Source organism: Roseateles sp. SL47, from assembly GCF_026625885.1.
GTDB lineage: Bacteria > Pseudomonadota > Gammaproteobacteria > Burkholderiales > Burkholderiaceae_C > Roseateles.
Genome location: NZ_CP113068.1, coordinates 3,823,675 through 3,847,699 on the forward strand (window position 1 = coordinate 3,823,675; position 24,025 = coordinate 3,847,699).

Sequence of the window (24,025 nt, forward strand, 5' to 3'; positions counted from 1 at the left end):
CAGTCCTGTCCGTGACCCGCCTCTGAAGTCTCAGAGACCGATCCGGCAGGCTGGAGCCGATGGCTCGGCGAAATGAAGCGCTCTTGAAACGTCGTGAAAGCGCTTTCAGAATGGGTCGAAATTTATCTGCTTCGTGTACGGGGGCTCTACTGACTTTCCCTAGAAACGCCTCAGCACGGCGGCGAAGTTGAAACGCCGGGTGACGGCGTGTGCCTGCGCAGGCGAAGTCAGGGAAGGGGCGGCGAACTCTGGCGGGGTGCGGACGGCTTCACCGTCATGCGTAGACGGTCGGACCGGACGCTGCGGGCTCACTCAGCAACGAGGGGAGGGCCCGTGCCTGCTGATCAAAGGCCAGCGCGTCGGGCGCATGTGCCTTCAAACGCACCCGCTCGCCCACCCGCAGGGGCATGGCGGTCATCGCCAGTTTGGCGGTGAGCAGGTCGGGCACGCCCTCCACCTGCAGATGCAGCAGCGAGACATCTCCCAGATGTTCGGCCAACGCGATGGTGGCGGAAACACCGGTGGCGTCCGGCGTGTCGCCCTGAACACCGAGATGCTCCGGGCGCAGTCCCAGGCGCATGGCACCGGGCCAATGAGCGCCGCCCAGCAGGTCCCAGAGCTGGCGTGCGGCCGCCGGTGCGGCGGCATTCGGCCGTTCAATCAGATTGATGCGGGGCGCCCCCAGAAAGCCCGCCACAAAGGCATTGGCCGGTTGGCGGTACAGCGACATGGGTGTTCCCACCTGCTCGATGCGGCCCTGATGGAACACCGCGATCCGGTCGCCCATGGTCATCGCCTCCACCTGGTCATGGGTGACGTAGATCATGGTGGTGCCGAGCTGCTGATGCAGCCGGGTCAGTTCGATGCGCATGTCCACGCGCAGGGCGGCATCCAGATTGGACAAGGGCTCGTCGAACAGAAACACCTTGGGCTTGCGCACAATGGCCCGGCCGATGGCCACCCGCTGGCGTTGCCCGCCGGAGAGCTGCCGGGGCGTGCGGTCCAACAGATCGGTGATGCGCAGGATCTCGGCGGTGCGCCGCACTTGCTCGTCACGCTCGGCGCGCCGCACACCGGCCATCTTCAGTGCAAAGCCCATGTTCTCCGCCACGGTCATGTGGGGATAAAGGGCATAGCTCTGGAACACCATGGCGGCCCCCCGGTCGGCCGGACGCTGCTCATTGGCCCGCACGCCGTCGATCAGCAGCTCACCGCCGTTGATCTCCTCCAGCCCGGCAATCATGCGCAGCGTGGTGCTCTTGCCACAGCCCGACGGGCCGACAAACACCATGAATTCGCCATCTCGCACCTCCAGGTCGATGCCCTGGATGACTTCGTTTTCGCCATAGCGCTTGCGCAGGCCGCGCAGTGTGACTTGTCCCATGGAGGTCTTTCGTGGAGGTTCAGCCCTGGCTGCTGGCCGTCCGGCCGCGAAGGAAGTCCCGGAAGGCCAGCGCGCTGTCCTTGGGCGTGCGCTTCTGGGTGGCGTAGTCCACATGCACGATGCCGAAGCGCTTCTCGTAGCCGGAGGCCCATTCGAAGTTGTCCAGCAGGCTCCAGACCATGTAGCCGCCCATGGGCACGCCTTGCTGCAGTGCATCACCGACGGCGGCGATGTGGGTGTCCAGATAACAGGTGCGGTCGGCGTCATGCACCTGACCGTCCTGGCTGACCGGGTCCGGAAAGGCGCCGCCGTTTTCCGTCACATACAGGCGCCTGGCCTCCGGATAGTCCCGGTGCAGTGACACCAGCAGGTCGGTCAGGCCCTGGGGATAGATCTCCCAGCCCATGTCGGTCAGCGGCAGGCCGCTGTGCTTGGCATCAAAGCTGTTGTCGGCACTGGCCATGCCGCGCGAGTAGTAGTTGATGCCCAGGAAGTCGATGGGCTGCTGGATGAGCGCCAGGTCACCCGGCTGCACCTGCGGAGCGTCCTCGCCGAGGTGCTCCAGCACATCCAGGGGATAGTGGCCTTTGAACAAGGGGTCCATGTACCAGCGGCGCAGCTTGCCGTCTTCCAGCACAGCCTTGGCGCGGTCGGCTGCCGAGTCCGTGGCCGGATAGATGGGCGAGAGGTTGAGCACAATGCCCAGCGTGGCGGGCAGGTTCAGGGCGCGCAGGGCCTGGATGGCACGCCCATGGCTCAGCAGCAGGTGGTGCGACACCTGGGCGGCCAGTCGGCGGTCCTTGAGGCCGGGCGCGAAGATGCCGCTTTCATGGCCCAGTTGCGCCACCACCCAGGGCTCGTTGTGAGTGGCGATGGAGGCCACCTTCGTGCCCAGGCGTCGGCCCATGCCTTCGGCGTATTCAACAAAGCGGTCCACCGTGGCGCGGGCCCCCCAGCCGCCGAGGTCCTGCAGCGCCTGCGGCAGGTCCCAGTGGTTCAGGGTGAGATAGGCCTTCATGCCACGGGCGCGGATGCCGTCCACCAGACGCTCATAAAACGCCAGGCCGGCCTCATTCCACGCACCGTCGCCGGTGGGCCGCACGCGCGGCCAGGAGACCGAGAAACGATAGGCCTGCGCGCCCAGGCTCTGGATCAGATCCAGGTCCTGCTCCCAGCGGTCGTAGTGCTCGCAGGCCAGGTCGCCGGAGCTGGCATCGGCAATGGCGCCGGGCTGGCGGCAGAAGGTGTCCCAGATGGACGGGCCCTTGCCATCGCGGTCGTGGGCGCCTTCGATCTGGTAGGCGCTGGTGGCCACGCCGAAGACAAAGTCCGCCGGAAAGCGCCGGGCAGCAGCGGTGGGCAGGCCGCCGGTGGCGGTGGATGCCTCGGGCGAGGCGGTGGGCAACAAAGGGCTGGCGTTGGAAGGCGACATCGGTGCGTGCGGGTTCAAGGAGGGACGCTCACTTCACCGCGCCCACGGTCAGGCCCGAAATGAGCTGACGGGAGCACAGGACAAAGAGCACGATCAGCGGCAGCGTGGCGATGGCGGAACCGGCCATCATCGCGCCCCATTCGGTATCCACCGGGCTCTGCAGGCTGCGCAGGGCCAGGGGCAGGGTGTACATATCGGGCGAGCGCATCACCACCAGCGGCCCGATGAAGTTGTTCCAGGAGGAGATGAAGGTGATGAGCCCCAGCGTGCCCAGGGCCGGCTTGAGCAGCGGCAGCACGATGCGGGCGTAGATGCCCAGCTCGCCGCAGCCATCGATGCGGGCGGCCTCCACCAGTTCGCGCGGCACCGACGAGGCGATGAACTGCCGCATCAGGAAGATGCCAAAGGCGCTGGCAGCGCCGGGGATGTAGAGCGCGCGCGGCTGGTCGATCCAGCCGAGCAGATCCATGATCATGAAGCTGGGGATCATGTTCATGAAGCTGGGCAGCAGCATGGTGCCCATGACCAGGGCGAACAGGGCCTTCTTGAACCGGAACTCATACATCGCGAAGGCATAACCGCCCATGGAGCAGAACAGCAGTGTCAACGCGGTGTTGCACAAGCCCACGTAGAGGCTCAGCCCGAGGTTGCGCCAGAACGGCAGCTTGCGGGTCAGCAGCTCGATGTTGTGCAGCAGGTCGTTCCCGAACCACAGGGGCGGGGGCAGGCTGAAGATGTCGGTACGCGAGTGGGTGGCGAACACAAACATGAAGTAGAACGGCGCCAGCATCAGCAGCGCGCCGGCACCCACCAGCAGGTAGGCGGCCCAGGTGCTCATCCGGGCGGAAGCTGTGGGGGCGGTGCGGCGCATCGTCGCGTCCATCGGGGTGGGGATCGTGGTGCTCATGGGGGCCTCAGTCGTCCTTGCGGCGGAAGGCGCGGTGGGTGAGCCAGGTCAATGCGCCCACGATCAGGAACAACAGCCAGGACATGGCACTGGCGGCACCGAAATCATTGAAGTCGAAGGCATTGCGGTAGAGATAGACCGCAGCGGTCATGCCGGCCTGGTCGGAGCCGCCTTTGCCACCGGTGAGGATGAAAGGCTCCTCAAACAGCTGCAGGCCGCCAATGATGCTGAGCGTGACACCGAAGAAGATCATCGGCCGCAGGCTGGGCAGCGTGATGTGGAAGAACTGCTGGAAGCGTCCGGCACCATCCATGGTGGCGGCTTCATACAGGTCCGGCGGGATGGTCTGGAGCGCGGCCAGGTACAGCACCACGTTGAAGCCCACATAGCGCCAGAACACCAGGGTGGCGATGGCCGGCTTGAGCGAGTCAGGATCATTCAGCCAGTCCACCGCGCCTGCGGGCAGCAGGCTGCCGATCAGCGGCCATTCCCGCAGGTGGGACAGCGCCAGGTTGATCAGGCCGTAGTCGGTGGAGAACAGCGAGCTGAACAGAATGGCAATGGCCACCGACGAGGTGATGTAGGGCAGGAAATACGCGCCCACCAGGGCATTGCGCCAGCGGCGGAACGCCAGATGCAGGAAGGTCGCCAGGGGAATGGCCACCAGATGCTGCGGCACGCCGGAGGCCACGGCCAGCCAGCCGGTATTGCGCAGCGACTTCCAGAACCATTCGTCTTCCAGCGCAAAGCGGAAATTGTCCAGGCCAACCCACTGCATGGCGCTCAGCCCGCTCGTGGGCTCCCAGCTGTGGAAAGACAAATACAGCGAAAACAGCAGCGGGAACAGGCCAAAGACAATAAACAGGATCAGGAAGGGCGCCAGCAGCGCGTAGGGCGCATAACGTGGCGACAGACGCATCCAGTAGGGCCATTGAATTCGCATCATGAGCCTCCTCTCAGCGGCGCGCACGCAGTTCCAGCAAGCGCTGGGCATCCGCCAGGGCGGTGGGAATGTCCTTGTTGCGGTCCAGCACCTTGTCCAGCTCGGTGTCGATGACCTCGCGGGCAAAGGCATCCTGCTTGTGGACAGGGAATGCGCGAATGTGGCTGGCCGCCTCGCGCCAGTCGCGCCGGGCGCTTTGCCCGTTAAGGAAGGGCAGCGGCTGGTCGAAGAAGGGGTCGGTCTGGGCATCGACCAGGGCCGGGAACGCGTCCTGCGATTTGAAGGCGGCCAGTTGCTGGTCCCGGTTGAGCGTCATGAAGCGGATGAATTCATAGGCCATGGCCTTGCGGCTGGGGTCGGAGAGCCGGGGCAGCGCAAAGAAGGTGCCCCCGTAGGCGGCAAAGGCGCCCTCCGGCAACTGGGTGGCGCGCCAGCAGCCCCGCGTGTTGGGCGCCAGCCAGTTGTTCAGGTGACCGGCCAGCCAGGCGCCGGACATCTGGGTGGCAATGCCACCGCGCTTGAAGCCCTCGGTCCAGTCGGCGGACCAGGCGACCACGCGGGCGTCCAGCTGCTGCCGCCGCACGGCGCGGGACAGCTCAAAGGCGCGTACAAAGCGCTCGGAGGTGACGAGGGGGCGCGATTGCGCGTCGAAGTAAAGACCTTCGCCCGGGGCCATGCCGGTGCGGATGAGGATGTCCTTCATGTCCCGCGCATGGGCCAGCAGGTAGGCGCCGGTGGTGGCCTTGATGCGGACCCCGGCGGCCACAAAACCTTCCCAACTGGTGGTCAGGTCCTTCTCGGTGAGGCCGGCACGGGCGAGCAGGTCGGTGCGGTAGAGCAGGGTGCCGGGGGCAATGTCGGCAGGCACTGCAATGATCGAGCCCTTGCCGGTGGTGGCCTGGTCAAAGGCATACCGGACAAAACGGTCGCGATCGCGGCTCAGGTCAAACGGGGGCGGAGACAGGTCTTGCAGGCCGGTACCCTGCGCAAAGCGGCCGAGGTAGGGGACCTCCAGCGCCATCACGTCCGGCAGGCCCTTGGCGGTGGAGAGGGCCGTGGTCATGGCGGTGTGGTGGTCGTTGACCTCGCGGCTGAGTACCTTCACTTCCACGTCGGGATGGTGGGCATGCCAGGCCGGCAGGGCGGCGCGGACGATCTCGTCAATGGCCGGGAACGCGGCCACTGTGAGTGTCATCGACGGGCCGCCTTCGGTGGAGGCGGTGGGCAGTGCCGACGTGGGGGCCTTGATCGGTGGATGCAGGGATGAGGCGGACGGGCCCGCCCCAGGGGATGGCGGGGGCACCGGCGCTGCGGCGAGCACTCCGCTGATCGCCGCTCCGGCCAGGGCACCACCCGCCAGGGTCAGCGCAAGCGCCGACAGACATTGAACCCACCGCCGCATGAAGCGTGTCTCCGTGGTTGATCTTGTTATGAAAGCGCTTTCATCGTAGCGGTGAACAGCTTGGGGGCGTAGCAGGGTTATTGCTAGGCCACGAAGGTGAGGGCGCGCGGACGCGTGAAGGGAGGCGTCAGAGGGCTCGGGTGGACGAGCGGACGATCAGCCGGGGTTCCGGCAACTGCGCGGTGGGGCGTTGGCCGGCGAGCAGTTCCAGCAAGGCCTGGGCGGCGCAACGGCCCAGTTCCAGCCCGGCCTGATGGATGGTGGTCAGTGGCGGGATGCTGTGGGCGGCGCCGGCCAGATCGTCGAAGCCGACGATGGAGACATCTTCCGGCACACGGATGCCGCGACGGTACAGCGCCAGCGAAGCGCCAAAGGCCATCTGGTCGTTGGCCGAAAAGATGGCGGTAAAGGGTTCTCGGCTGTTGATCAGCTGCTCCACCGCCAGTACGCCGCTGTCCTCATGGAACATGCCAGGCAAGACCAGCGCTGGCTTGTATTTGATGCCGGCGGCCTCCAGGGCAGCGCGGTACCCGCGCAGGCGCTCCTGGGCGTCCGGATGAACCGGGTCGCCGGAGATGAAAGCGATCTTGCGATGCCCCTGGGCCAGGAGGTGATCGGTGGCCAGCCGAGCGCCTTCGAAATCGTTGAAGTTCAGTGCATACAGGCCGGTGGCCTTGAGCGACCGCCCGGTGACGACCACCGGCATTTCTTTCGCCATCTTGCGAAGCGCCTCGTCGCTCAAGCGGCCGGTGAGCACGATCATGCCGTCCACGCGCCGGGATCGCAGGGTGTCGATGCAGCGCTGTTCTTCCTTGGCATTCCAATGGCCGCTGGCGAAGAGCGGGCAATAACCGGCCGGGCCCAGCACTTCTTCAATGCCGCGCAGGGCGACGCCGTAGTAGGGGCTGTCCAGCGTCTGCGTGACCACCCCCACGCTCTGCGAGCGGCCGCCCGCGAGCAGCCGCGCGATGGGGTTGGGCACAAAGCCCAGTTCGGCAATGGCCCGGTCCACGGCGTCCTTCTTGTCCTGGCTGACCACGGCCGTGCCATTGAGAATGCGGGAGACGGTGCTGGGCGACACCCCGCTGGCTTCGGCCACCATGCCTAACGTCACCTTGGCGGATGGACGGGCGGTCTTGGTGGTCTTCATGGGCGGCGTCTGGATGTTGTTCGTGTCGCGGGGAGTTTAAGCGCGTCGATGCGCGGGCAAAACGAAGCTCAAGCTTACCGGGAGCGTCAATTGCTGAAGACGCCGATCCGTGGCTCGCACGAGTGGAACCGCAGCGGCGTCTGGCCGCGAGTCACTCGCGCGACTCTGATGTTCATCCTTCCACATAGGGGATGGTCTGCGCCATCCTTGCTGCCATGCCTTACGCCGTCCTGGTCGACGACAACCTTGAATCCAGCGAAACCCTGTCCATTCTTTTGGAGATGGAGGGTTACGAGACCTCCATGGCCGCTTCGTTGAAGGACGCCCGCCGCCAGATTGCGCAGCGTGTGCCCGATGTGATGGTGTTGGACCGGACCCTGCCGGATGGCCACGGCATGGATTTCATCAGCGAGGCGCTGAGCCATGGGCCGATCACCGTCGTGCTGCTGACCGGTTTGTCCGACCCTGCCGATGCCAAAGAAGCCCTGCGTCGTGGCGCGGCGGCTTACCTGGTCAAGCCGGCAACGATTGAAGAGCTGAAGGCGGTGCTCGATCAGGCGGCGTCGAAGGTGTGAGGTCGAATCTCCCCCAATTCGCGTGTGTGGCGTTTTCGTCAGTCCGCGATGATTTGATCGTTCAGCCCAGTATCCTCGGGCCTCAGAAGCCCAGCCAAGACGACGCCTGAAGGCGCTTGCGGCCGTTTCCTCACGAACAGTGCGATGCCGGGATGACCGGGATGGCCAGACTGCCCGGGGGGATCACGGAAGCCACCAGAGCTGGGCCTGTGACGAGGGCCCACGTGAAAACCGCTTACCTGATCATGGCGCACACTGCGCCGGCGCAGCTTCGCCGACTTGTTGAACTCCTGCGCCACCCGGATGTTGGCATCTTTGTCCACATCGACGCCAAAGTGGATGCCTCTGCCTTTTCTGAACTGACGCCCCTGGGGGTGCGGTTTTGCCGGCAGCAGGACCGGGTCCAGGTGCATTGGGGCGACTACTCCCAGCTCGAAGCCACCATGACGCTCATGCGGGCCGCCCTGGGCGCTGCAGAGCGATTTGACCGGCTTGTACTGCTCAGTGGCATGGATCTTCCGCTCCGTCCGGCAGCTCCATTGCAGCAGTTCTTTGACGAGCACGCCACCACGGAATTTGTGAATCTGGTGCCGATTCCCTGCGCCAAGGCCAACAAGACCGAGAGCCGATTGACGGACCGCTGGTTCAGACCCTCGCTTGCAGGGAAGATTCACCGTCGGTTGGTGCGCCGTGGGCTGCTGCCCGCCACCCGGGACTATCGCCCGGCGTTTGCAGACTTGAAGCCGTTTGCGGGCAGTCAGTGGTGGGCCCTGACTCGCGCCTGCAGCGAGTTCGTTCTGGCCGAAGTGGCGGCCCGTCCACGCCTGGTGCGCTTCATCAAGGGCACGGCCTGCGCTGACGAAACCCTGATCCAGACCTTGATCGGCAATTCCAGATTCGCCGCCCATGCTGCGCGCGCGCTGACCTTCACGCGCTGGAAGCCGGGTGCATCAAGCCCCGATGTGCTGGAGCCGGACGATATGCGGCAGTTGCTGGCACACCCCCAACATCTGGAAGACAGTGTGTATGGCGGGGGTCCGATTCTCTTCGCCCGGAAGTTCAATGAAGCGACGTCGGCCCAGGCTGTGGAGCTGGTCCGGGCGTCTGTGCACGCAGCGCCGGTCCATGGCAGCGCTGCACCTCAGGTCCGTCGCCACCACGATCAGCGGCCTCCGCACAGCGAGTTGGCTCCTGGAGATGATGAAGGCCTCGCTGCGGCCGTGGTGTAAGGTGTCGGCTCCATGGACGATTCCGACGTCCGCCGCAGACTTTTCATGAACCGCCTCAACACCGTTGCCGCTATCTTGATACTCGCGCTGGGCGTCGCCACGTTCGGGGCATTGCTCGCGATGTTCCTGAATGATCTGGCGTTTCATCTCAAGGCCACGCCGCAAGTGGTGACCGTCCAACGCGTGGATGTTCACGCCGAACTGGTGAGCGATTCGGTCAAGGTCAACCCGTCGGTGGCCTTGACCAGCGAGCTGATGCTGTCCACGCCCAAGGGCGAGCGAATGGTCGCGGAGTCGCTGCTGGATTCCCGTGAGGTCACCGACACGCGGGCCCAGATGCTTCGGTCTTTGCAGGGCCACTCCACCTCGCTCTTTTTGAGTGACAGCCATCCCCATCGTTTTGCCACGCAACTGCAGTTCCCGTGGCTGTCGGCTGTGGCCTTGCTGCTGCCGGTGGTGCTGATGATCCTGCCCAGCGCGCTGGCGCTGCTGCATCACTACGGCTCACGCCGGCAGCAGGCCGCTCACCCAGCCGATTTCTGAGGTGCGATCGACTTTCTGCGCCGAACTTTTGCCTCGACTTTTTGCGCCGACCTCATGGCCTACGACATCCCCGCCATCATCCTTGAAGTGCTCGACTGGCTCGGTACGATTGCCTTTGCCGTCAGCGGCGCGCTGGTGGGAGTGCGCAAGCGGTTCGACCTGTTCGGTGTGCTCTTCCTGGCCTTTGTGGTGTCCGTGGCAGGCGGCATGATGCGCGACGTTCTGATTGGCGCCATTCCGCCCGCCGCGATGAAGGAGATCCACTATTTCGTCATTGCCGTGCTGTCGGGGCTGGTGACGTTTTTCTGGTCGTCCCACATCGTCCATTACCAGCGGCTGATGCAATTCCTGGACGCCATCGGCCTGGCGTTGTTTGCCGTGGTGGGCACGCAAAAGGCCATCCAGTTCGGCATCCATCCGGTGATGAGCGCCTTGATGGGCATGATCACCGGCATTGGCGGCGGCATGATCCGCGACGTGCTCAGCGGGGAGATCCCCTTTGTGTTGCGTGCCGACCTGTATGCGCTGGCCGCCCTGATGGCCGGCGTTGTTGTTGCGCTCGGGCACTTCCTCGAATTGCCCCCGGTCTACCCGGTACTGGCGGGTGCCGGGCTGTGCCTGTTCCTGCGCATGATGGCCATCCATTACGGATGGCGGGCACCGCTGCCCAAGCCCCTCAGCGACTGAGGAAGAGGACCCGCGCCGATCGACCTTCACCTTTGAAATCAAGGCGGGTGAGGCGTTGCCTTGAAGGAGTCGTCGGAGCATTGACGGCTTGACATCATCCTCATCGTGCAATGGGGGAGGCGGGGCGCTTCAAGCGACCTGTCGCTTGAAAGAAGAAAACCTCGCCTTGCCCACGCTTGGTGGCCACAGCCGAAAATCCGTACTGATCAAGCAGCCTCACCGCCCGCACCCAGATTGCGTCGGTGCTGCGCGCGCGCATTCATCTGCTGCGGCAGTTGATCGTGAATGCCCCGCTGCAGGCTGCACAGTCCGTCAACGCAGTGCGCCGAGTTTTGACGTCGGCATGGCAATCGGCATGCTCAGCGGAAATCATCCAGCTGAATGCCGTGCCGGTGCAGCTTGTCGTAGAGCGTCTTGCGCGGTGTGCCCAGCAATTCCATCGCCGCCGGCACCTTGCCCTGCGTGCGTCGCAAGGCCTGCTCAATCAGCGCCTTTTCCACCAGCTCCATCTGCCTGGCCAAATTGGAACTGGGCAGGTCTCTCAGCGCCGCCTGGCTGTCCAGATCCTCCAGCGCCAGCACAAACCGGTCGGCCGCATTGCGGATCTCCCGCACATTGCCCGGCCAGTCATGCGCCATCAGCTCGCGCAGCTTCTCGGGGGTCAATTCCGGTGCGGGGCGCTCATACCGTGCGCAGGCCTGCGCCACAAAGTGCTCAAACAGCAGCGGAATGTCTTCCCGGCGCTCCCGCAGCGGCGGCAACTGCAGCGTGGCAATGTTGAGCCGGTAATAAAGGTCGTTGCGGAACTGGCCACGGTCGCCCAGTTCCTTCAGGTCGGCCTTGCTCGCCGCAATGAAACGCACATTGATCGGCAGTTCTTCATTGGAGCCCAGGCGTTCGATCCGCCGTTCCTGCAGCACTCGCAGCAGCTTGATCTGCAGCGGCACCGGCATGGTCTCGATCTCATCCAGCAGCAGTGTGCCCCCGTTGGCATGTTCGATCTTGCCGATGCGCCGCTTGGCCGCCGAAGTGAACGATCCCGGTTCATGCCCGAACAGCTCGCTCTCAAACAGCGCCTCCGGCAGGCCCCCGCAGTTGATGGCCACGAAGTGGCGGTCCCGGCGCGGGCTTTGATCGTGCAGGCAGCGGGCCACCAATTCTTTGCCGGTGCCCGTCTCGCCCAGGATCATCACATCCGCCGACGTGCCCGCCAGATTCAGAATCTGCCGCCGCAACTGGTGCATCGCCGCAGACCGGCCCAGCAACACGGCTTCAATGCCACTGGCCCGCTGCAACTGCGCCCGCAGTTCCTCGGCGGAATGGCGCAGCATGCGCAGGTCCAGCGCGCGCATCACCGCTTCCAGCAGTCGCTCAGGCGCAAAGGGTTTTTCGATGAAGTCATAGGCGCCCGTGCGCATGGCCTGCACCGCCATCTGCACGTCACCATGGGCGGTGATCAGGATCACCGGAATACCGGGGTCGGTCGCACGGACATGGTCCAGCAGGGCGCGTCCGTCCATGCCGGGCAGGCGCACATCCGTCACCATCACCACCTGGGCTCCGGGCTGGATGTGCGGCAGCGCTTCTTCCGCACTGCGGCAGGGCAGCACTTCCAAACCCTCCAGTTCCAGCGTCTGGGTGAGGCTCACCCGCACCGGCAGGTCGTCTTCCACAAACACGACCTTGTAGCCTTCAAACATGCGCTTCTTCCTCCGCATTCCAGGCGTCGACCGCCAGGTCGAACTCCAGGCTCATGCCCGGGTCCAGCCGCCGCGCGCGCAGCGTGCCGCCGAACTCATGCACGATCTTTGATGAAATCACCAAGCCCAGGCCCAGGCCTTCGCCGGCCGGCTTGGTGGTGAAAAAGGGTTCAAACAGTCGGGGCAGCAGGTCTTCGTCCAGGCCCGGACCGCTGTCCTGCACTTTGATCAGCACCCGCTGGCCGCCGTCCAGTGGCTCGGTGATCACCCGCAGCGTCATGTCGCGGTCGCCCTCAGTATCTTTCATGGCGTCCAGGGCATTGGCAAACAGGTTCACCAGCACCTGTTCCAGGCGGTTGGCTTCGGCCCGCACACGCAGGCTTTCCGGGATCTGCGCTTCGAAGAACAACCGCTGGTCGCGGGTGCGGTGCTCCAGCAGCAGGTAGGCATTGCGCACGCTGGCCAGCAGCGGTGATGCGGCATCCACCCCTTCGGCCTTGCGCGCAAAGCTCTTCAACTGCCGTGTGATGCGGCCCATGCGCTCCACCATGTCGTCCATGGCCTGCAGGTTGTCGGCCACCGCCTGGGTGCGTCCGTTTTCCAGCAGCCGCTGGGCATTGCGGGCCAGGGCGCGCAGCGCTGTCAGCGGCTGGTTGACTTCATGCGAGAGCCCGGCCGACATCTGCCCCAGCACTGCCAGCTTGCTGGCCTGCAGCAGCTCGCCCTCGGTCTGCTCACGCTGCGCAATCTGCTCCTTGAGCGCGTCGTTGGACTGGCGCAGTTCGGCGGTGCGTTCATCCACCGTGCGTTCCAGGCGCGCATGCGCATCCTGCAACTGGGTCTTGGCGACAAACAGTTGTCGCACCGCGCGCCGGCGTGCCGCCAGATAGAGCGCCAGCATGCCCACCGCAGCCCCGAAGGCCGCGCCGCTCCAGGCTGCCAGACGGGCCTGGCGGCGCACCTCGGTGAGGTCGGACAAGGCCAGCAGCCGCAGGCCCAGCGGCAGCAGTTGCCGCTCCTGCGCCAGCACCGTGGTGCTGGCCGGGGGAGGGGCCTTCACCAGCAGGCTGTTGTAGGCCTCCAGCACGGCCGGCAGGCCCAGGTTGGGGCCCACCGCCTGAGGGTATCGGGCACTGGCCTGCAGTTGTTCACGCTGGGCGGCATCGGCTTCACTCAGGACCGCGTATTTCCAGGCCTGCACGCTGCTCATGATGACCACGCCCTGGTCATCCGCCACCAGGATGCGTTCCCCCTGAGAGCGCAGGCCCAGGTCCACCCAGGTGGCTTCCAGCGGTGCCAGGTTCAGCTTCACCACGATCACGCCCAGCAGCCGTTGGTGGCGCCGGATCGTTTGCAGCAGAAAGAAGTTGGTGCTGCCGGTGGCTGCACCGTCCACCGGGCTGGCGTCGGCGGCAAAGAAGTGGTGGCGGTCCTGGCTGATGGCCAGCGCCAGGCGCGGCGGCGGTAGCAGCGGTTCGCTGGCCGCCAGCACGGCGCCGTCCGCATCGGCCACGAAGATCTGGGTGGTCCCGGCCCGCACATTCACACGCGCCAAGGTCTGGCTGACCTGGCGGCGCAAGCTTTCGTCGGCGGGATGCTGCATCAACTGCCCCACCTCTTCGTCGATGGCCAGCAGGCTGGGCAGGTAGGCGTGGCGGCTGAGTTCGGTGGAAAGGTTGGCCGCATACAACTCCAGGCGCTCGGTGGCCAGGGCGGAGAGCTGGTCCAGGCTGGCCCGCTCGCTCAGGCGGTGGCCCAGCACCAGCCCCACCACCATCAGCACCCCGGTGACATAGAGATAAAAGCCTGGCCGGCTGAGCTGCAGCGACACCCGCTGCCGGACCGACGGCGGATCGGCAGGGGCAGGCGAGCTGGCGGAAGAGGCGGGGAAGGACAAGGGCACGGGGCAGTGGCAGGCGGTCGGTGGCGGTCGAATCGACGGCGGTTGAAGCGGTTGAAGCGGTTGAAACGGTTGAAGCGGTTGAAGCGGTGTTGGCGGTGTTTGAGCGCGTGGCAGTCAGGGCTTGGGTTGTCGGACATTGTCTTCGTTGTCAGATGACTATGGCCACGGGGGGGGGCGGTCGTCCGCCCGTGAAGCCATGTGCCCGTGGTGCTCCCAGGTGCTCCCAGGTGCTCCACCGGCCCTTCATGGCCTGCGGGGGCGGCGGGCCTGCGGGGCGGTCCCGGCAGCATCCGCTCAAAATGGTCTGCCCTTGGGATGCGCTCCACGCCCTCAACCGGATCACAATCCGACGACCGGTGAGCACGGGCGCCCACCAAGCGCTGGCGTAGTGTGCCGAAATCGCCGCACTCTGTGCGTGCCACAGTCACTCATGCCGGTGGCTGGCGGGGAATCGCCCAGATGTCGAGGCGGTTTGTGCGGATTTTCGCCCTCCCTCAGGTCGCCGAGACTGCGGGCATCGCGCCGAGTGGGGTCCCCAGGGGGATTGTGCTCGGTGAATACCCTTGAAACGTCTCGCCTGGCACGAGGGTTGCACCTTTGCGCCGGTCGTTCCTAGACGCGTTCTTCAAACAAAGATTGCTGGGGCCTTATGGAGATACTTATTCAGCAGATCATCAATGGTCTGGTGCTGGGCAGCATGTATGCGCTGGTGGCACTGGGCTACACGATGGTTTACGGGATCATCAGCCTGATCAACTTCGCCCACGGGGAGGTGCTGATGGTCGGCGCCATCGTGAGCTGGACGGTCGTGACCGCGCTCGCCGGTAGCGGCCTGCCAGGCTGGGTGCTCATGATCATCGCGCTCGTCTGTGCGGTGGTCGTGTGCTCACTGCTCAACTATGTGATTGAAAAGATCGCCTACCGGCCCTTGCGCAACGCGCCACGGCTGGCGCCGCTGATCACCGCCATGGGCATGTCGCTGCTGCTGCAGACCCTGGCCATGATCATCTGGAAGCCGAACCCCAAGTCCTTCCCGCAACTGCTCCCCAGTGATCCGATTCCGGTCTTGGGCGCCACCATCACCATGACGCAGATCGTCATTCTGGTGGTGACGGTCGTGATGCTGGCCGGGCTGGTCTTCCTGGTGAACCACACCCGCATGGGCCGTGCCATGCGTGCCACGGCGGAAAACCCCCGTGTGGCGGCGCTGATGGGCATCAAACCGGACGCGGTGATCTCGCTGACCTTCGTGATTGGCGCCGCCCTGGCGGCGGTGGCTGGTCTGATGTGGGCGGCCAACTACGGCACGGTGAAGCACGACATGGGCTTCACGCCTGGCCTGAAGGCGTTCTGCGCCGCCGTGCTGGGTGGCATCGGCAACCTTTCCGGCGCCATGCTGGGCGGGCTGCTGCTGGGCCTGATCGAAGCCATCGGCGCCGGTTATCTGGGTGACTGGACCGGCGGCGTGCTGGGCAGCCACTACTCCGACATCTTCGCCTTCCTCTCCCTGATTCTGGTGCTGACCCTGCGTCCGTCCGGCCTGCTGGGTGAGCGAGTGGCGGACCGCGCCTGAGGAGACCCTGATGCAGAACAAACAAAACAAGCTGATCGTTTTTCTGATCGCCGGCCTGCTGTTGCTGGCGCTGCCGCTGGTGGCGCAGCAGGGCGGGAATGCGCCGGTGCGCATCATCGACCTGGCCCTGCTGTATGTGCTGCTGGCGCTGGGCTTGAACATCGTGGTGGGGTATGCCGGTCTGCTGGACCTGGGCTACGTGGCTTTTTATGCGGTGGGGGCCTACCTCTTCGCATTGCTCAACAGCCCGCATCTGACAGAGAACTTCGAGAACATCGCGGCGGCCTTCCCGCAGGGCTTGCACATGCCACTGCTGGTGACCATCCCATTGGCCGCGTTGATCGCCGGCATCTTCGGGGTGTTGCTGGGGGCGCCGACCTTGAAGTTGCGTGGTGACTACCTGGCCATCGTGACGCTGGGTTTCGGCGAGATCATCCGGGTGTTCCTGAACAACATGGAATATCCGCTGAACGTCACCAATGGCCCGCGCGGCATCGGCCAGATCGACGGCATCCATTTCCTGGGCTTCGAGTTCAGCAAGTCGCATGAGATCCTGGGCTTTAATGTGCAGTCGGTCTCCATGTACTACTACCTGTTCCTGGCCTTGGTCATCGGGTCAGTGGTGATCTGCTACCGCCTGGAGAACTCCCGCATCGGTCGCGCCTGGATGGCCATCCGCGAGGACGAAATCGCCGCCAAGGCGATGGGCATCAACACCCGCAACATGAAGCTGCTGGCCTTCGGCATGGGCGCCACCTTCGGCGGTGTGGCCGGATCGATGTTCGGCGCCTTCCAGGGCTTCGTGTCGCCCGAGTCCTTCAGCCTTCAGGAGTCGGTGATGATCGTGGCCATGGTGGTGCTGGGCGGTATCGGCCACATCCCGGGCGTGATCCTGGGTGCGCTGCTGCTGGCCGCGCTGCCGGAAGCGCTGCGTTATGTGGCCGGCCCGCTGCAGCAAATGACCGATGGCCGTCTGGATGCCGCCATCTTGCGCCAGCTGCTGATTGCCTCCGCCATGATCATCATCATGCTGGTGCGTCCGCGTGGCCTGTGGCCGGCCAAGGATCACGGCGAGGTACTGCGCAAGTCGCAGGCCGACGCGGCCGCATCGTCGGCCACGCCGACCGCTGCCCAGTGACCCCAGCCAGGAGCTAGAACCCATGACTGAATCCGTACTGAAAGTGGCTGGTGTGTCCAAGCGCTTTGGCGGCCTGCAGGCGCTGTCCGAAGTGGGGCTGGACATCAAGAAAGGCCAGGTCTACGGTCTGATCGGCCCCAACGGTGCTGGCAAGACCACCTTTTTTAATGTGATCACTGGCCTGTACACGCCTGACTCCGGCACGTTTGAGCTGGGCGGGCAGGCCTACCGGCCGCAGGCGGTCCATCAGGTGGCCAAGACCGGCATTGCCCGGACCTTCCAGAACATCCGCTTGTTTGCCGACATGACGGCGCTGGAGAACGTGATGGTGGGGCGCCATGTACGCACCCATTCCGGACTGATCGGTGCGGTCTTCCGCACACCGGGCTTCAAGGCGGAAGAAGCCGCCATCGCTGCCCGTGCGCAGGAGCTGTTGGACTATGTGGGCATCGGCCGTTATGCGCGCTTCAAGGCGCGGACGCTGTCCTACGGGGACCAGCGCCGGCTGGAGATCGCCCGTGCGCTGGCCACCGACCCCAAGCTGATTGCGCTGGACGAGCCGGCCGCCGGCATGAACGCCACCGAGAAAGTGGTGCTGCGCGAGCTGATCGACCGCATCCGCAATGACGGCCGCACCATCCTGCTGATCGAGCACGACGTGAAGCTGGTGATGGGCCTGTGCGACCGGGTCACCGTGCTGGACTACGGCAAGCAGATTGCGGAAGGCACCCCTGCGGAGGTGCAGCGCAATGAGAAGGTGATCGAGGCTTACCTGGGCGCCCACGCGGCGCATGCGGCGCACTGACGCGGCCAGACAGACAAGGAAACGAACAAGATGGCAGACAACATCCTGCTCCAGGTTCAGGGGCTGGCAGTCGCCTACGGCGGCATCCAGGCCGTCAAGGGCGTGGATTTCGAGGTGCGCGAGGGCGAATTGGTCAGCCTGATCGGTGCCAATGGTGCGGGCAAGACCACGACGCTGAAGGCGGTCACCGGGCTGCAGAGCCTGCAAACCGGTGAGGTGAAGTTCCTGGGTCAATCGATCAAGGGCCGTGGCGCCTGGGATCTGGTCAAGCAAGGGCTGGTGATGGTGCCGGAAGGGCGTGGCACGTTCACCCGCATGACCATCACCGAGAACCTGCAGATGGGCGCGCATATCCGGCGCGACAAGGAGATCCAGGCGGACATCGAGAAGGTGTTTGCGCTGTTCCCGCGGCTGAAGGAACGTCGGAATCAGCTGGCCGGGACGATGTCCGGCGGCGAGCAGCAGATGCTGGCGATGGGGCGCGCACTGATGGCGCGGCCCAAGCTGTTGTTGCTGGATGAGCCGTCGATGGGCTTGTCCCCGATCATGGTCGACAAGATCTTCGAGGTGGTGAACGACATTCACCAGCAGGGCGTGACCGTGCTGCTGGTGGAGCAGAACGCGAGCCGGGCGCTGGAATTGGCCAATCGCGGCTATGTGATGGAGTCGGGCCTGGTGACGATGCAGGGCGACGGCCGGACGCTGTTGAACGATCCGAAGGTGCGTGCGGCGTATCTGGGCGAGTGAACCCACCACGAAAAAAGGGGCTGCCTTGGCGGGCAGCCCCTTTTTCTTTTTGTCTCCTACCGCCGTCTTTGCAGCGGATTCATCAGGCCTTGGCTGCCGGCTTCACCAGCAGCGAGCGGGCCCAGGCATCCGCCTCGCGGGCGGGCGTCTGGCCGCTGGTCTTGATGCGGTCCAGCAGTTCCGCCACGCGGCCGCGGATCTGGGCCACTTCGTTCATGACGGCGGTTTCTTCACCTTCACCACGGTATTCGCGGGCCACGCTGATGATGCCCCCCGCGTTGACCAGGTAGTCCGGCAGGTAGGTGATGCCACGCGCTTGCAGGGCGTCGCCGTCAGCGGCGGTGGCCAGCTGGTTGTTGGCAGCACCAGCAATCAGTTGAGCGCGCAGGGCCGGGATGGACTGGCTGTTGAGCACGGCGCCCAGGGCGCAGGGCGCAACAACGTCAACCTCAGCGGCCAGGATGTCGGTGACGCTGACAGCCGTGGCGCCGAATTCGGCTTGTGCGCGGCTGACCTTGTCGGCATTGACGTCCGCCACCACCAGCTTGGCGCCGGCCTTGTGGAGATAGTCAGCCAGGTGCCAACCCACGGCGCCCAGGCCTTGCAAGGCCACACGGACCCCTTCCAGCGACTGGCTGCCCATGACGCGGCGAACACCTTCGTCGATGGAGACAAACACACCGTAGGCGGTCTTGGGGCTGGGGTCGCCGCCGAAGGCGCCTTCACGGGGGATGCCCGACACATACTGGGTGGTGGCCATCATGCCGGTCATGTCGGCGGTGGTGGTGCCCACGTCCTCAGCGGTGATGTAGGCACCGGAGAGCGATTGCACAGCACGGCCAAAGGCAGCAAACAGGGCCGGGCGGTCGAAGTGGCCCGCAGGCTTGATGATGACGGCCTTGCCACCACCGAACGGCAGGTTGGCCAGCGCATTTTTCAGGCTCATGCCCTGCGAGAGGCGCAGCGCATCATTGAGCGCAGCCAGTTCGTTGTCGTAGCTCCAGAAGCGGCAACCACCAAAGGCCGGGCCACGGGCCGTGCTGTGGACAGCCAGAATGGCCCGCAGCCCCGTTTGGGGGTCCGCCGCCAGCAGCACCTGCTCGTGCGGGGGCTGGTCGGGCAGGCCGAAGAGCGAGGTGGGAAGGGAGTCAGAGGCGCCGGCCGCAAGGGCTCGGGCAATGTCGGTGAGGGCGTTCATGCGAGGACCTGCACTTGTGATGCTTGAAAAATGGCTGCAAGAGCAGCAGCCGGAGGCTCCGGGCGCTTGTGGCGGTGGAGTGGAGGGAGTGTAGAAGACCCGGGGTGGGGCGGGAGGGGGCTTCTCCAATGCAAGTTTTGCATTGGGTGCTGCTTTTTGTCGGGGGTCTTGGGACTGTTGGGGCTGTTGGGGGGGCGGGGGTTTTTGGGGGGAGGTTCACCGTGGTTGGCGTGGATGAGGGAGCCGGGGGGCCTTTCCCTTCATGTCCCTTCTGTCTGGCTTCGCCAGCCATTCATTCCTTGACTTCCGGGAAAGGCCCCCCGGCTCCCTCATCCAGACCGAGGTTTGCCAACAGGCCAATGTGCGCGTGCCATCCTCAAGACGTTCTTGGGGAAGGTCACGGGCCCATGAAGGAGTCGGCGCGCAAAGTCACCACCAAGGTGTCACGGTGGCCAGCATGGTGGGGGTCCAGCGGCTGAATGGGCGTGGTCTCATGGATGACACGTTCGTCATCCAGTAGCAGCAAGGTCCACGGCTCCATCATGGTGAAGCGCTGGCCCCGCGGACCATCGGCCTCAAAGACCCTCGATTCGCCGCCCTTGATGCCAGTGCGGCCCAGCATGAAGACAGCGACAAGGTCGACGCCATCACGGTGAGCACCTTCCGGCGTGGGGCGGCCAATGCCACCCGCCGTGTCGATGCGGAATTGGTGCGCTTCCACAAACCATGGCCGCACACCCTTGAGCCGGTCGGCCACGCTCGCCAGACCCAGCAACAGACGCGGCCAGATGGGCAGGTCTATGGCCGCAGGCGCCATGGGCTCGAACATGCGTTCAATGCCACCGTGCAAGGCGTTGTAGTCCAGCGGCTGCCAGTGCGCACGGTGCGGCGCCAGGCGCACCGCCGGGTCGGCCTGGGCGTCCACCACAAAGCTGGAGTGGCGACGGAAGCGGTAGTGACCACCATCCCGGAGGTAAACGTCCGGCGGCAGGTCATTCCAGAAGCCCTGCAGTGACCTCAAGTCATTGGCCTGGCAGTGCAGCCAGTGCGTCAGGCTCTCCGGGGCAATGACGGTATGGCCCAGGTCAGAGAGTTGTTGCTCAAACTGGGCGGCGCTGGAGTAGGGCGGCGGGAAATGCTTCATGTCCATCAGTATGGACCGGCTCGCCGCACTCGGCACTTTCCCCAACGTGAGTCAGGATTTGTGTGTGCGGCCAGCAGGTGCGCTGGATCAGCAACCAGAAAAGTCAGCCCCAAAAATGCAAGGGGAGACAGCACTTGTGACGTCCGGGGTGACTTCTGGCATGGCGGCCAGCTTGACGGCCAGAATGACGATGGGTTCCATCGTCCATCGTGTAGCGGCCCGGAAGACACTGTGTGTGTCAGGCGCGGTGCTTGTCCGCCTCGGACGTGAATGCGTCCGCATAGAACTCTTCCGCCGGCAGGCCGCATTGCACCGAAAAGTCGCGTTGGGCGGACTCCACCATGATCGGCGCCCCGCAGGCGTAGACCTGGTGGCGCGAGAGATCCGGCAGGTCCGCCATCACAGCCTGGTGGACAAAACCCGTGCGCCCCGTCCAGGCGTCGTCCGGCTTGGCCTCAGAGAGCACCGGGACGTAGGTGAGGGTGGGCATGGCCGCTGCCGCTTGCACCGCCCAGTCGTGCAGGTAGAGGTCGGCCTTGGAGCGGGCCCCCCAGTAGAGATGCACCGGGCGGGTGATGCCTTCGTCCTGCAGGCGCTCAATGATCGCCTTGATCGGCGCAAAGCCGGTGCCAGAGGCGAGCAGCACGATGGGCTTGTCGCTGTCCTCGCGCAGGAAGAAGCTGCCGAACGGCCCTTCCATGCGCAGGATGTCCTTTTCTTTCAACGCGGTGAAGACGTGGTCGGTGAACTTGCCGCCAGGCATGTGACGGATGTGCAGTTCGATGGCCGGAGGCGTGCCCAGGCGGCTGGGTGCATTTGCCATGGAATAGCTGCGCCGCGCGCCATCACGCAGGATGAATTCGACATACTGGCCGGCACGATATTGCAACTGCTGGTTGGCAGGCAGTTGCAGCTTGAGCACCGCCACGTCCGGCGCCGGCTTGTCCATGGCCAGCACACGGCTGGGCAACTTCAGCACCGGGAATTCGCCTGCACCCGGCACCGTGCGGGCCTCCACCGTGCAGTCGGTGTGCGGGCGGGCACAGCAGGTGAGGATGAAGCCCTGCGCTTCCTCCTCTGCGGATAAAGCCTTGCTCTGGTGCTCGCCGTGCGTGACGTTCCCCTCCACCAGCTTGCTCTTGCAGGAACCGCAGGCGCCGTCCTTGCAGCCATAAGGCAGACCAATGCCCTGGCGGATGGCCGCAGCCAGCAAGGTTTCGTCAGCATCGACGGAATAAGCGCGGCCGCTGGGCAGGACGGTGACCTGGAAACTCATGATGGGCTTTTGGCGAGGCTCGGGTTGGTGAGCCAAACCGAGCGAGGGTGAACAAAATGCGGGAAGACTTCGGACGCATCCATGCATCCGGCCAAACCGCTATTTTGCCTGATGCCATTCCGGAGTTCGCCGACCTGGTGTGCGGTCCCGCAAGTCGCTGCCAAAAGTCACGGCCCAAAATGAAACCGATGGATTGACCTGGGACGTTTCCTGTAGCCAGAGCAAGGCCCGAAGCACAGCGATGCCCGTTGGCATCGCGAGGATTCGCAACGCGGCACGGGCGCGAAAGACGCGGTTTCATTGGCAGGAACTTGTGGGACCTCACACTAGGCATCGGCTGCCGACGTCGCCCCATGAAGTCTGCCCCCGGCGCTTCTACACTCGCTCCCTCTCATCCACCGGTGTGACCCACTCATGTTTGCCAGCCTCTCCCACCCAAGCCGTCAGCGCCGCCAGCGCCTGTTGATCATCGGATGTGGTGATGTGGGGCAGCGGGTGCTCAAATTGCTGCGCGGGCGCTGGCAGATCTACGCGTTGACCAGCCAGGTGTCTCGCGCGCCCGCGCTGCGGGCGGCCGGGGCCATTCCGCTGGTGGGCAATCTGGATGATCCCGCCACGCTGGGGCGTCTGGCCGGCCTGGCGGACCGGGTGCTGCACCTGGCGCCCCCCACCCGCGAAGGCCATCACGACGATCGCACCCGGCATTTGCTCCAGGCCTTGTCTCGCCACACCGTGCCGCTGCAGCTGGTGTATGCCAGTACCACCGGCGTCTATGGAGACTGTGGTGGTGCGCGATTTGACGAAACCCGGCCGGTCAATCCCCGCAATGACCGGGCCTGGCGGCGGGTGGATGCAGAAGCCCAGTTGCGGGCGTGGGGGCGTCGCAGTGGCTGTGCAGTGACTGTGTTGCGGGTGCCTGGCATCTACGCGCTGGATCGGGAGGGCGGAGACCCGCGAGAACGTGTGGCCCGAGGCGTGCCGGTGCTGCGGCCCGAGGACGATGTCTACACCAACCACATCCATGCCGATGACCTGGCCCGCGCCTGCGTGCTCGCCCTGTTGAAGGGGCGGCCCCAGCGGGTGATCCATGCCAGCGACCACAGCGAAATGCGCATGGGCGACTACTTCACGATGGTGGCCGCGCTGGCCGGACTGCCCGCACCCGCACGAATCAGCCGAGAGCAGGCCGCCGGCAGCATGTCCACCATGCAGATGAGTTTCCTGAGCGAGTCCCGGCGCCTGATCAATCAGCGCCTGACCCGGGAACTGGGGCTGAAGCTGCGGTACCCCACGCCCCGTGAGGCGCTGTCAGCAGCCGCCGTCAGCGGCGGCGACCGCCCCGCCAGTAGTTGTACATGAGCCATGCCCCCAGCATGCCGCCCAGGTGGGCGAAGTGGGCAATGCCGGTCGCGCCCGAGATGCCCAGCAGCAGTTCCAGCGCACCGAAGATGGCCACGAACACCTTGGCCTTCATCGGGATGGGGGGGAACAGCGGCATGATCACGCGGTCCGGGAACATCAGCCCGTAGGACAGCAGCAGCCCGAACAGCGCCCCAGAGATGCCGACGGTGGGTGCAGACGTGCCCATGATCAAGGTGAAGACCAGTTGGGCCGCTGCGCCCGTCAGGGCACTGGCCGCCAGCAGCTGCGCGTAGCGCTTGCCGCCCCACACGGTCTCCAGCTCGGCGCCGAACATCCACAGGCCGAGCATGTTGAAGAACAGGTGAAGGGAGTCGCCGTGCAGGAAGGCGTAGGTGAAGGGCTGCCAAAAATTGAACAGGCCTGTGTTCAGAGGCCAGAGCGCCAGGGCATTTTTCAATGGCGCCAGTTCAATCCGGGCGAGGGAGAATAGGCAGAACAAGCCGACGCACAAGAGCATCAGTGCTTTGGTGACCGGAGGAATGAATGGCATTGTTCCGATGTCTCCTACAGCGGGAAGAAGTCGAAACACAGTGTAGCCCCGACTCGCGGGTTGCCGTGCGCTTCACGGCCCGCGCATGCTGCGGCAGGACGGCGAGGCGAGTTCGGATTCGCCACGGGCTGCCAACGGCAGTCGGGACAAACAAGAATGTGGCGATCGGGGGGCGGGGGAGAACTGAGCGCGAGGCTCAAGGCGCGGCGTGCAGAACGCGCCGTTCAAAACGCGCCGTTCAAAGCGCGGGGTTCGAGATGCAGGGGTCGAGACGCGGGGTTCAAGAACTCGGCTACTCAGCGGATGCAGCTCTTGCACCTGATCTTGCGCCTGATCTTGCACCTGATGCAGCTCTTGGAGTTGATGCAGCTCACGCA

The 24,025-nt window shown here is 65.0% G+C and carries 21 protein-coding genes; 9 read left to right on the forward strand and 12 right to left on the reverse strand.

Going from position 1 to position 24,025, the window contains the following annotated elements; all coding sequences use genetic code 11:
* Window positions 1–274: 274 nt before the first annotated feature.
* The 6 genes from OU995_RS16880 to OU995_RS16905 form a co-directional block, all read right to left on the reverse strand.
* Window positions 275–1,384 (reverse strand): ABC transporter ATP-binding protein, encoded by a 1,110-nt coding sequence (locus OU995_RS16880; protein WP_267831169.1) that lies wholly within the window; start codon window positions 1,382–1,384, stop codon window positions 275–277.
* Window positions 1,385–1,403: 19 nt separating this feature from the next.
* Complete coding sequence (locus OU995_RS16885; protein WP_267831170.1) at window positions 1,404–2,816, reverse strand: GH1 family beta-glucosidase; 1,413 nt, start codon at window positions 2,814–2,816, stop codon at window positions 1,404–1,406.
* 28 nt (window positions 2,817–2,844) lie between these two features.
* Window positions 2,845–3,723 (reverse strand): carbohydrate ABC transporter permease, encoded by an 879-nt coding sequence (locus OU995_RS16890; protein ID WP_267831172.1) that lies wholly within the window; start codon window positions 3,721–3,723, stop codon window positions 2,845–2,847.
* 7 nt (window positions 3,724–3,730) lie between these two features.
* Entirely contained in the window at window positions 3,731–4,669 is a 939-nt protein-coding gene (locus OU995_RS16895; RefSeq protein ID WP_267831173.1) for a carbohydrate ABC transporter permease, read from the reverse strand.
* Between the two features lie 10 nt (window positions 4,670–4,679).
* Window positions 4,680–6,068 (reverse strand): ABC transporter substrate-binding protein, encoded by a 1,389-nt coding sequence (locus OU995_RS16900; RefSeq protein WP_267831174.1) that lies wholly within the window; start codon window positions 6,066–6,068, stop codon window positions 4,680–4,682.
* A gap of 127 nt (window positions 6,069–6,195) precedes the next feature.
* Entirely contained in the window at window positions 6,196–7,218 is a 1,023-nt protein-coding gene (locus OU995_RS16905; protein ID WP_267831175.1) for a LacI family DNA-binding transcriptional regulator, read from the reverse strand.
* A gap of 215 nt (window positions 7,219–7,433) precedes the next feature.
* On the opposite strand from OU995_RS16905, the gene OU995_RS16910 reads away from it, so the two are divergent.
* The 4 genes from OU995_RS16910 to OU995_RS16925 all read left to right on the forward strand — a co-directional run bounded on the left by OU995_RS16910 (window position 7,434) and on the right by OU995_RS16925 (window position 10,252).
* Window positions 7,434–7,793 carry a response regulator gene (locus OU995_RS16910; protein ID WP_267831176.1) on the forward strand — a complete coding sequence of 120 codons (360 nt, stop codon included), beginning with the start codon at window positions 7,434–7,436 and terminating at the stop codon, window positions 7,791–7,793.
* Window positions 7,794–8,017: 224 nt separating this feature from the next.
* Window positions 8,018–9,022, forward strand: a complete 1,005-nt coding sequence (locus OU995_RS16915) for a beta-1,6-N-acetylglucosaminyltransferase (protein WP_267831177.1) — start codon at window positions 8,018–8,020, stop codon at window positions 9,020–9,022.
* A gap of 12 nt (window positions 9,023–9,034) precedes the next feature.
* The gene (locus tag OU995_RS16920; protein WP_267831178.1) at window positions 9,035–9,565 is read left to right on the forward strand and encodes a hypothetical protein; all 531 of its coding nucleotides are present in this window, start codon (window positions 9,035–9,037) and stop codon (window positions 9,563–9,565) included.
* Between the two features lie 54 nt (window positions 9,566–9,619).
* Window positions 9,620–10,252 carry a trimeric intracellular cation channel family protein gene (locus OU995_RS16925; RefSeq protein ID WP_267831179.1) on the forward strand — a complete coding sequence of 211 codons (633 nt, stop codon included), beginning with the start codon at window positions 9,620–9,622 and terminating at the stop codon, window positions 10,250–10,252.
* A gap of 359 nt (window positions 10,253–10,611) precedes the next feature.
* Here the strand turns inward: OU995_RS16925 and OU995_RS16930 are convergent, their stop codons facing one another.
* Together OU995_RS16930 and OU995_RS16935 are read right to left on the reverse strand one after the other, a co-directional pair.
* The gene (locus OU995_RS16930) at window positions 10,612–11,952 is read right to left on the reverse strand and encodes a sigma-54-dependent transcriptional regulator (RefSeq protein ID WP_267831180.1); all 1,341 of its coding nucleotides are present in this window, start codon (window positions 11,950–11,952) and stop codon (window positions 10,612–10,614) included.
* Window positions 11,945–13,855, reverse strand: a complete 1,911-nt coding sequence (locus tag OU995_RS16935) for a sensor histidine kinase (protein ID WP_267831181.1) — start codon at window positions 13,853–13,855, stop codon at window positions 11,945–11,947. The genes OU995_RS16930 and OU995_RS16935 overlap by 8 nt, the downstream gene beginning before the upstream one ends.
* Window positions 13,856–14,504: 649 nt before the next feature.
* Between OU995_RS16935 and OU995_RS16940 the strand changes: the two genes are divergently transcribed.
* The 4 genes from OU995_RS16940 to OU995_RS16955 are packed head-to-tail and all read left to right on the forward strand — an operon-like array spanning window position 14,505 to window position 18,118.
* Complete coding sequence (locus OU995_RS16940) at window positions 14,505–15,428, forward strand: branched-chain amino acid ABC transporter permease (RefSeq protein WP_267831182.1); 924 nt, start codon at window positions 14,505–14,507, stop codon at window positions 15,426–15,428.
* Between the two features lie 10 nt (window positions 15,429–15,438).
* Window positions 15,439–16,566, forward strand: coding sequence for an ABC transporter permease subunit (locus tag OU995_RS16945; RefSeq protein WP_267831183.1), 1,128 nt, complete (start codon window positions 15,439–15,441; stop codon window positions 16,564–16,566).
* Window positions 16,567–16,588: 22 nt separating this feature from the next.
* Window positions 16,589–17,371, forward strand: a complete 783-nt coding sequence (locus tag OU995_RS16950; RefSeq protein ID WP_267831184.1) for an ABC transporter ATP-binding protein — start codon at window positions 16,589–16,591, stop codon at window positions 17,369–17,371.
* A gap of 30 nt (window positions 17,372–17,401) precedes the next feature.
* Window positions 17,402–18,118, forward strand: coding sequence for an ABC transporter ATP-binding protein (locus OU995_RS16955; RefSeq protein ID WP_267831185.1), 717 nt, complete (start codon window positions 17,402–17,404; stop codon window positions 18,116–18,118).
* Between the two features lie 82 nt (window positions 18,119–18,200).
* Here the strand turns inward: OU995_RS16955 and OU995_RS16960 are convergent, their stop codons facing one another.
* From OU995_RS16960 to OU995_RS16970, 3 genes are all read right to left on the reverse strand, one after another.
* On the reverse strand, window positions 18,201–19,316 hold the full coding sequence (locus OU995_RS16960; RefSeq protein ID WP_267831187.1) for a Leu/Phe/Val dehydrogenase: 1,116 nt from the start codon (window positions 19,314–19,316) through the stop codon (window positions 18,201–18,203).
* A gap of 397 nt (window positions 19,317–19,713) precedes the next feature.
* Complete coding sequence (locus OU995_RS16965; protein ID WP_420714737.1) at window positions 19,714–20,466, reverse strand: 2OG-Fe dioxygenase family protein; 753 nt, start codon at window positions 20,464–20,466, stop codon at window positions 19,714–19,716.
* Window positions 20,467–20,698: 232 nt separating this feature from the next.
* The gene (locus OU995_RS16970; protein ID WP_267831188.1) at window positions 20,699–21,736 is read right to left on the reverse strand and encodes a CDP-6-deoxy-delta-3,4-glucoseen reductase; all 1,038 of its coding nucleotides are present in this window, start codon (window positions 21,734–21,736) and stop codon (window positions 20,699–20,701) included.
* Between the two features lie 414 nt (window positions 21,737–22,150).
* Here OU995_RS16970 and OU995_RS16975 point away from each other — a divergent pair, with 414 nt between their 5' ends.
* A complete protein-coding gene (locus tag OU995_RS16975; protein ID WP_267831189.1) occupies window positions 22,151–23,095 on the forward strand; it encodes an NAD-dependent epimerase/dehydratase family protein in 945 nt (314 codons plus the stop codon).
* On the opposite strand, the gene OU995_RS16980 is transcribed toward OU995_RS16975, so the two are convergent.
* Window positions 23,058–23,648 carry a rhomboid family intramembrane serine protease gene (locus tag OU995_RS16980; RefSeq protein WP_267831190.1) on the reverse strand — a complete coding sequence of 197 codons (591 nt, stop codon included), beginning with the start codon at window positions 23,646–23,648 and terminating at the stop codon, window positions 23,058–23,060. The two genes, OU995_RS16975 and OU995_RS16980, sit on opposite strands and share 38 nt — an antisense overlap.
* Window positions 23,649–24,025: the final 377 nt, after the last annotated feature.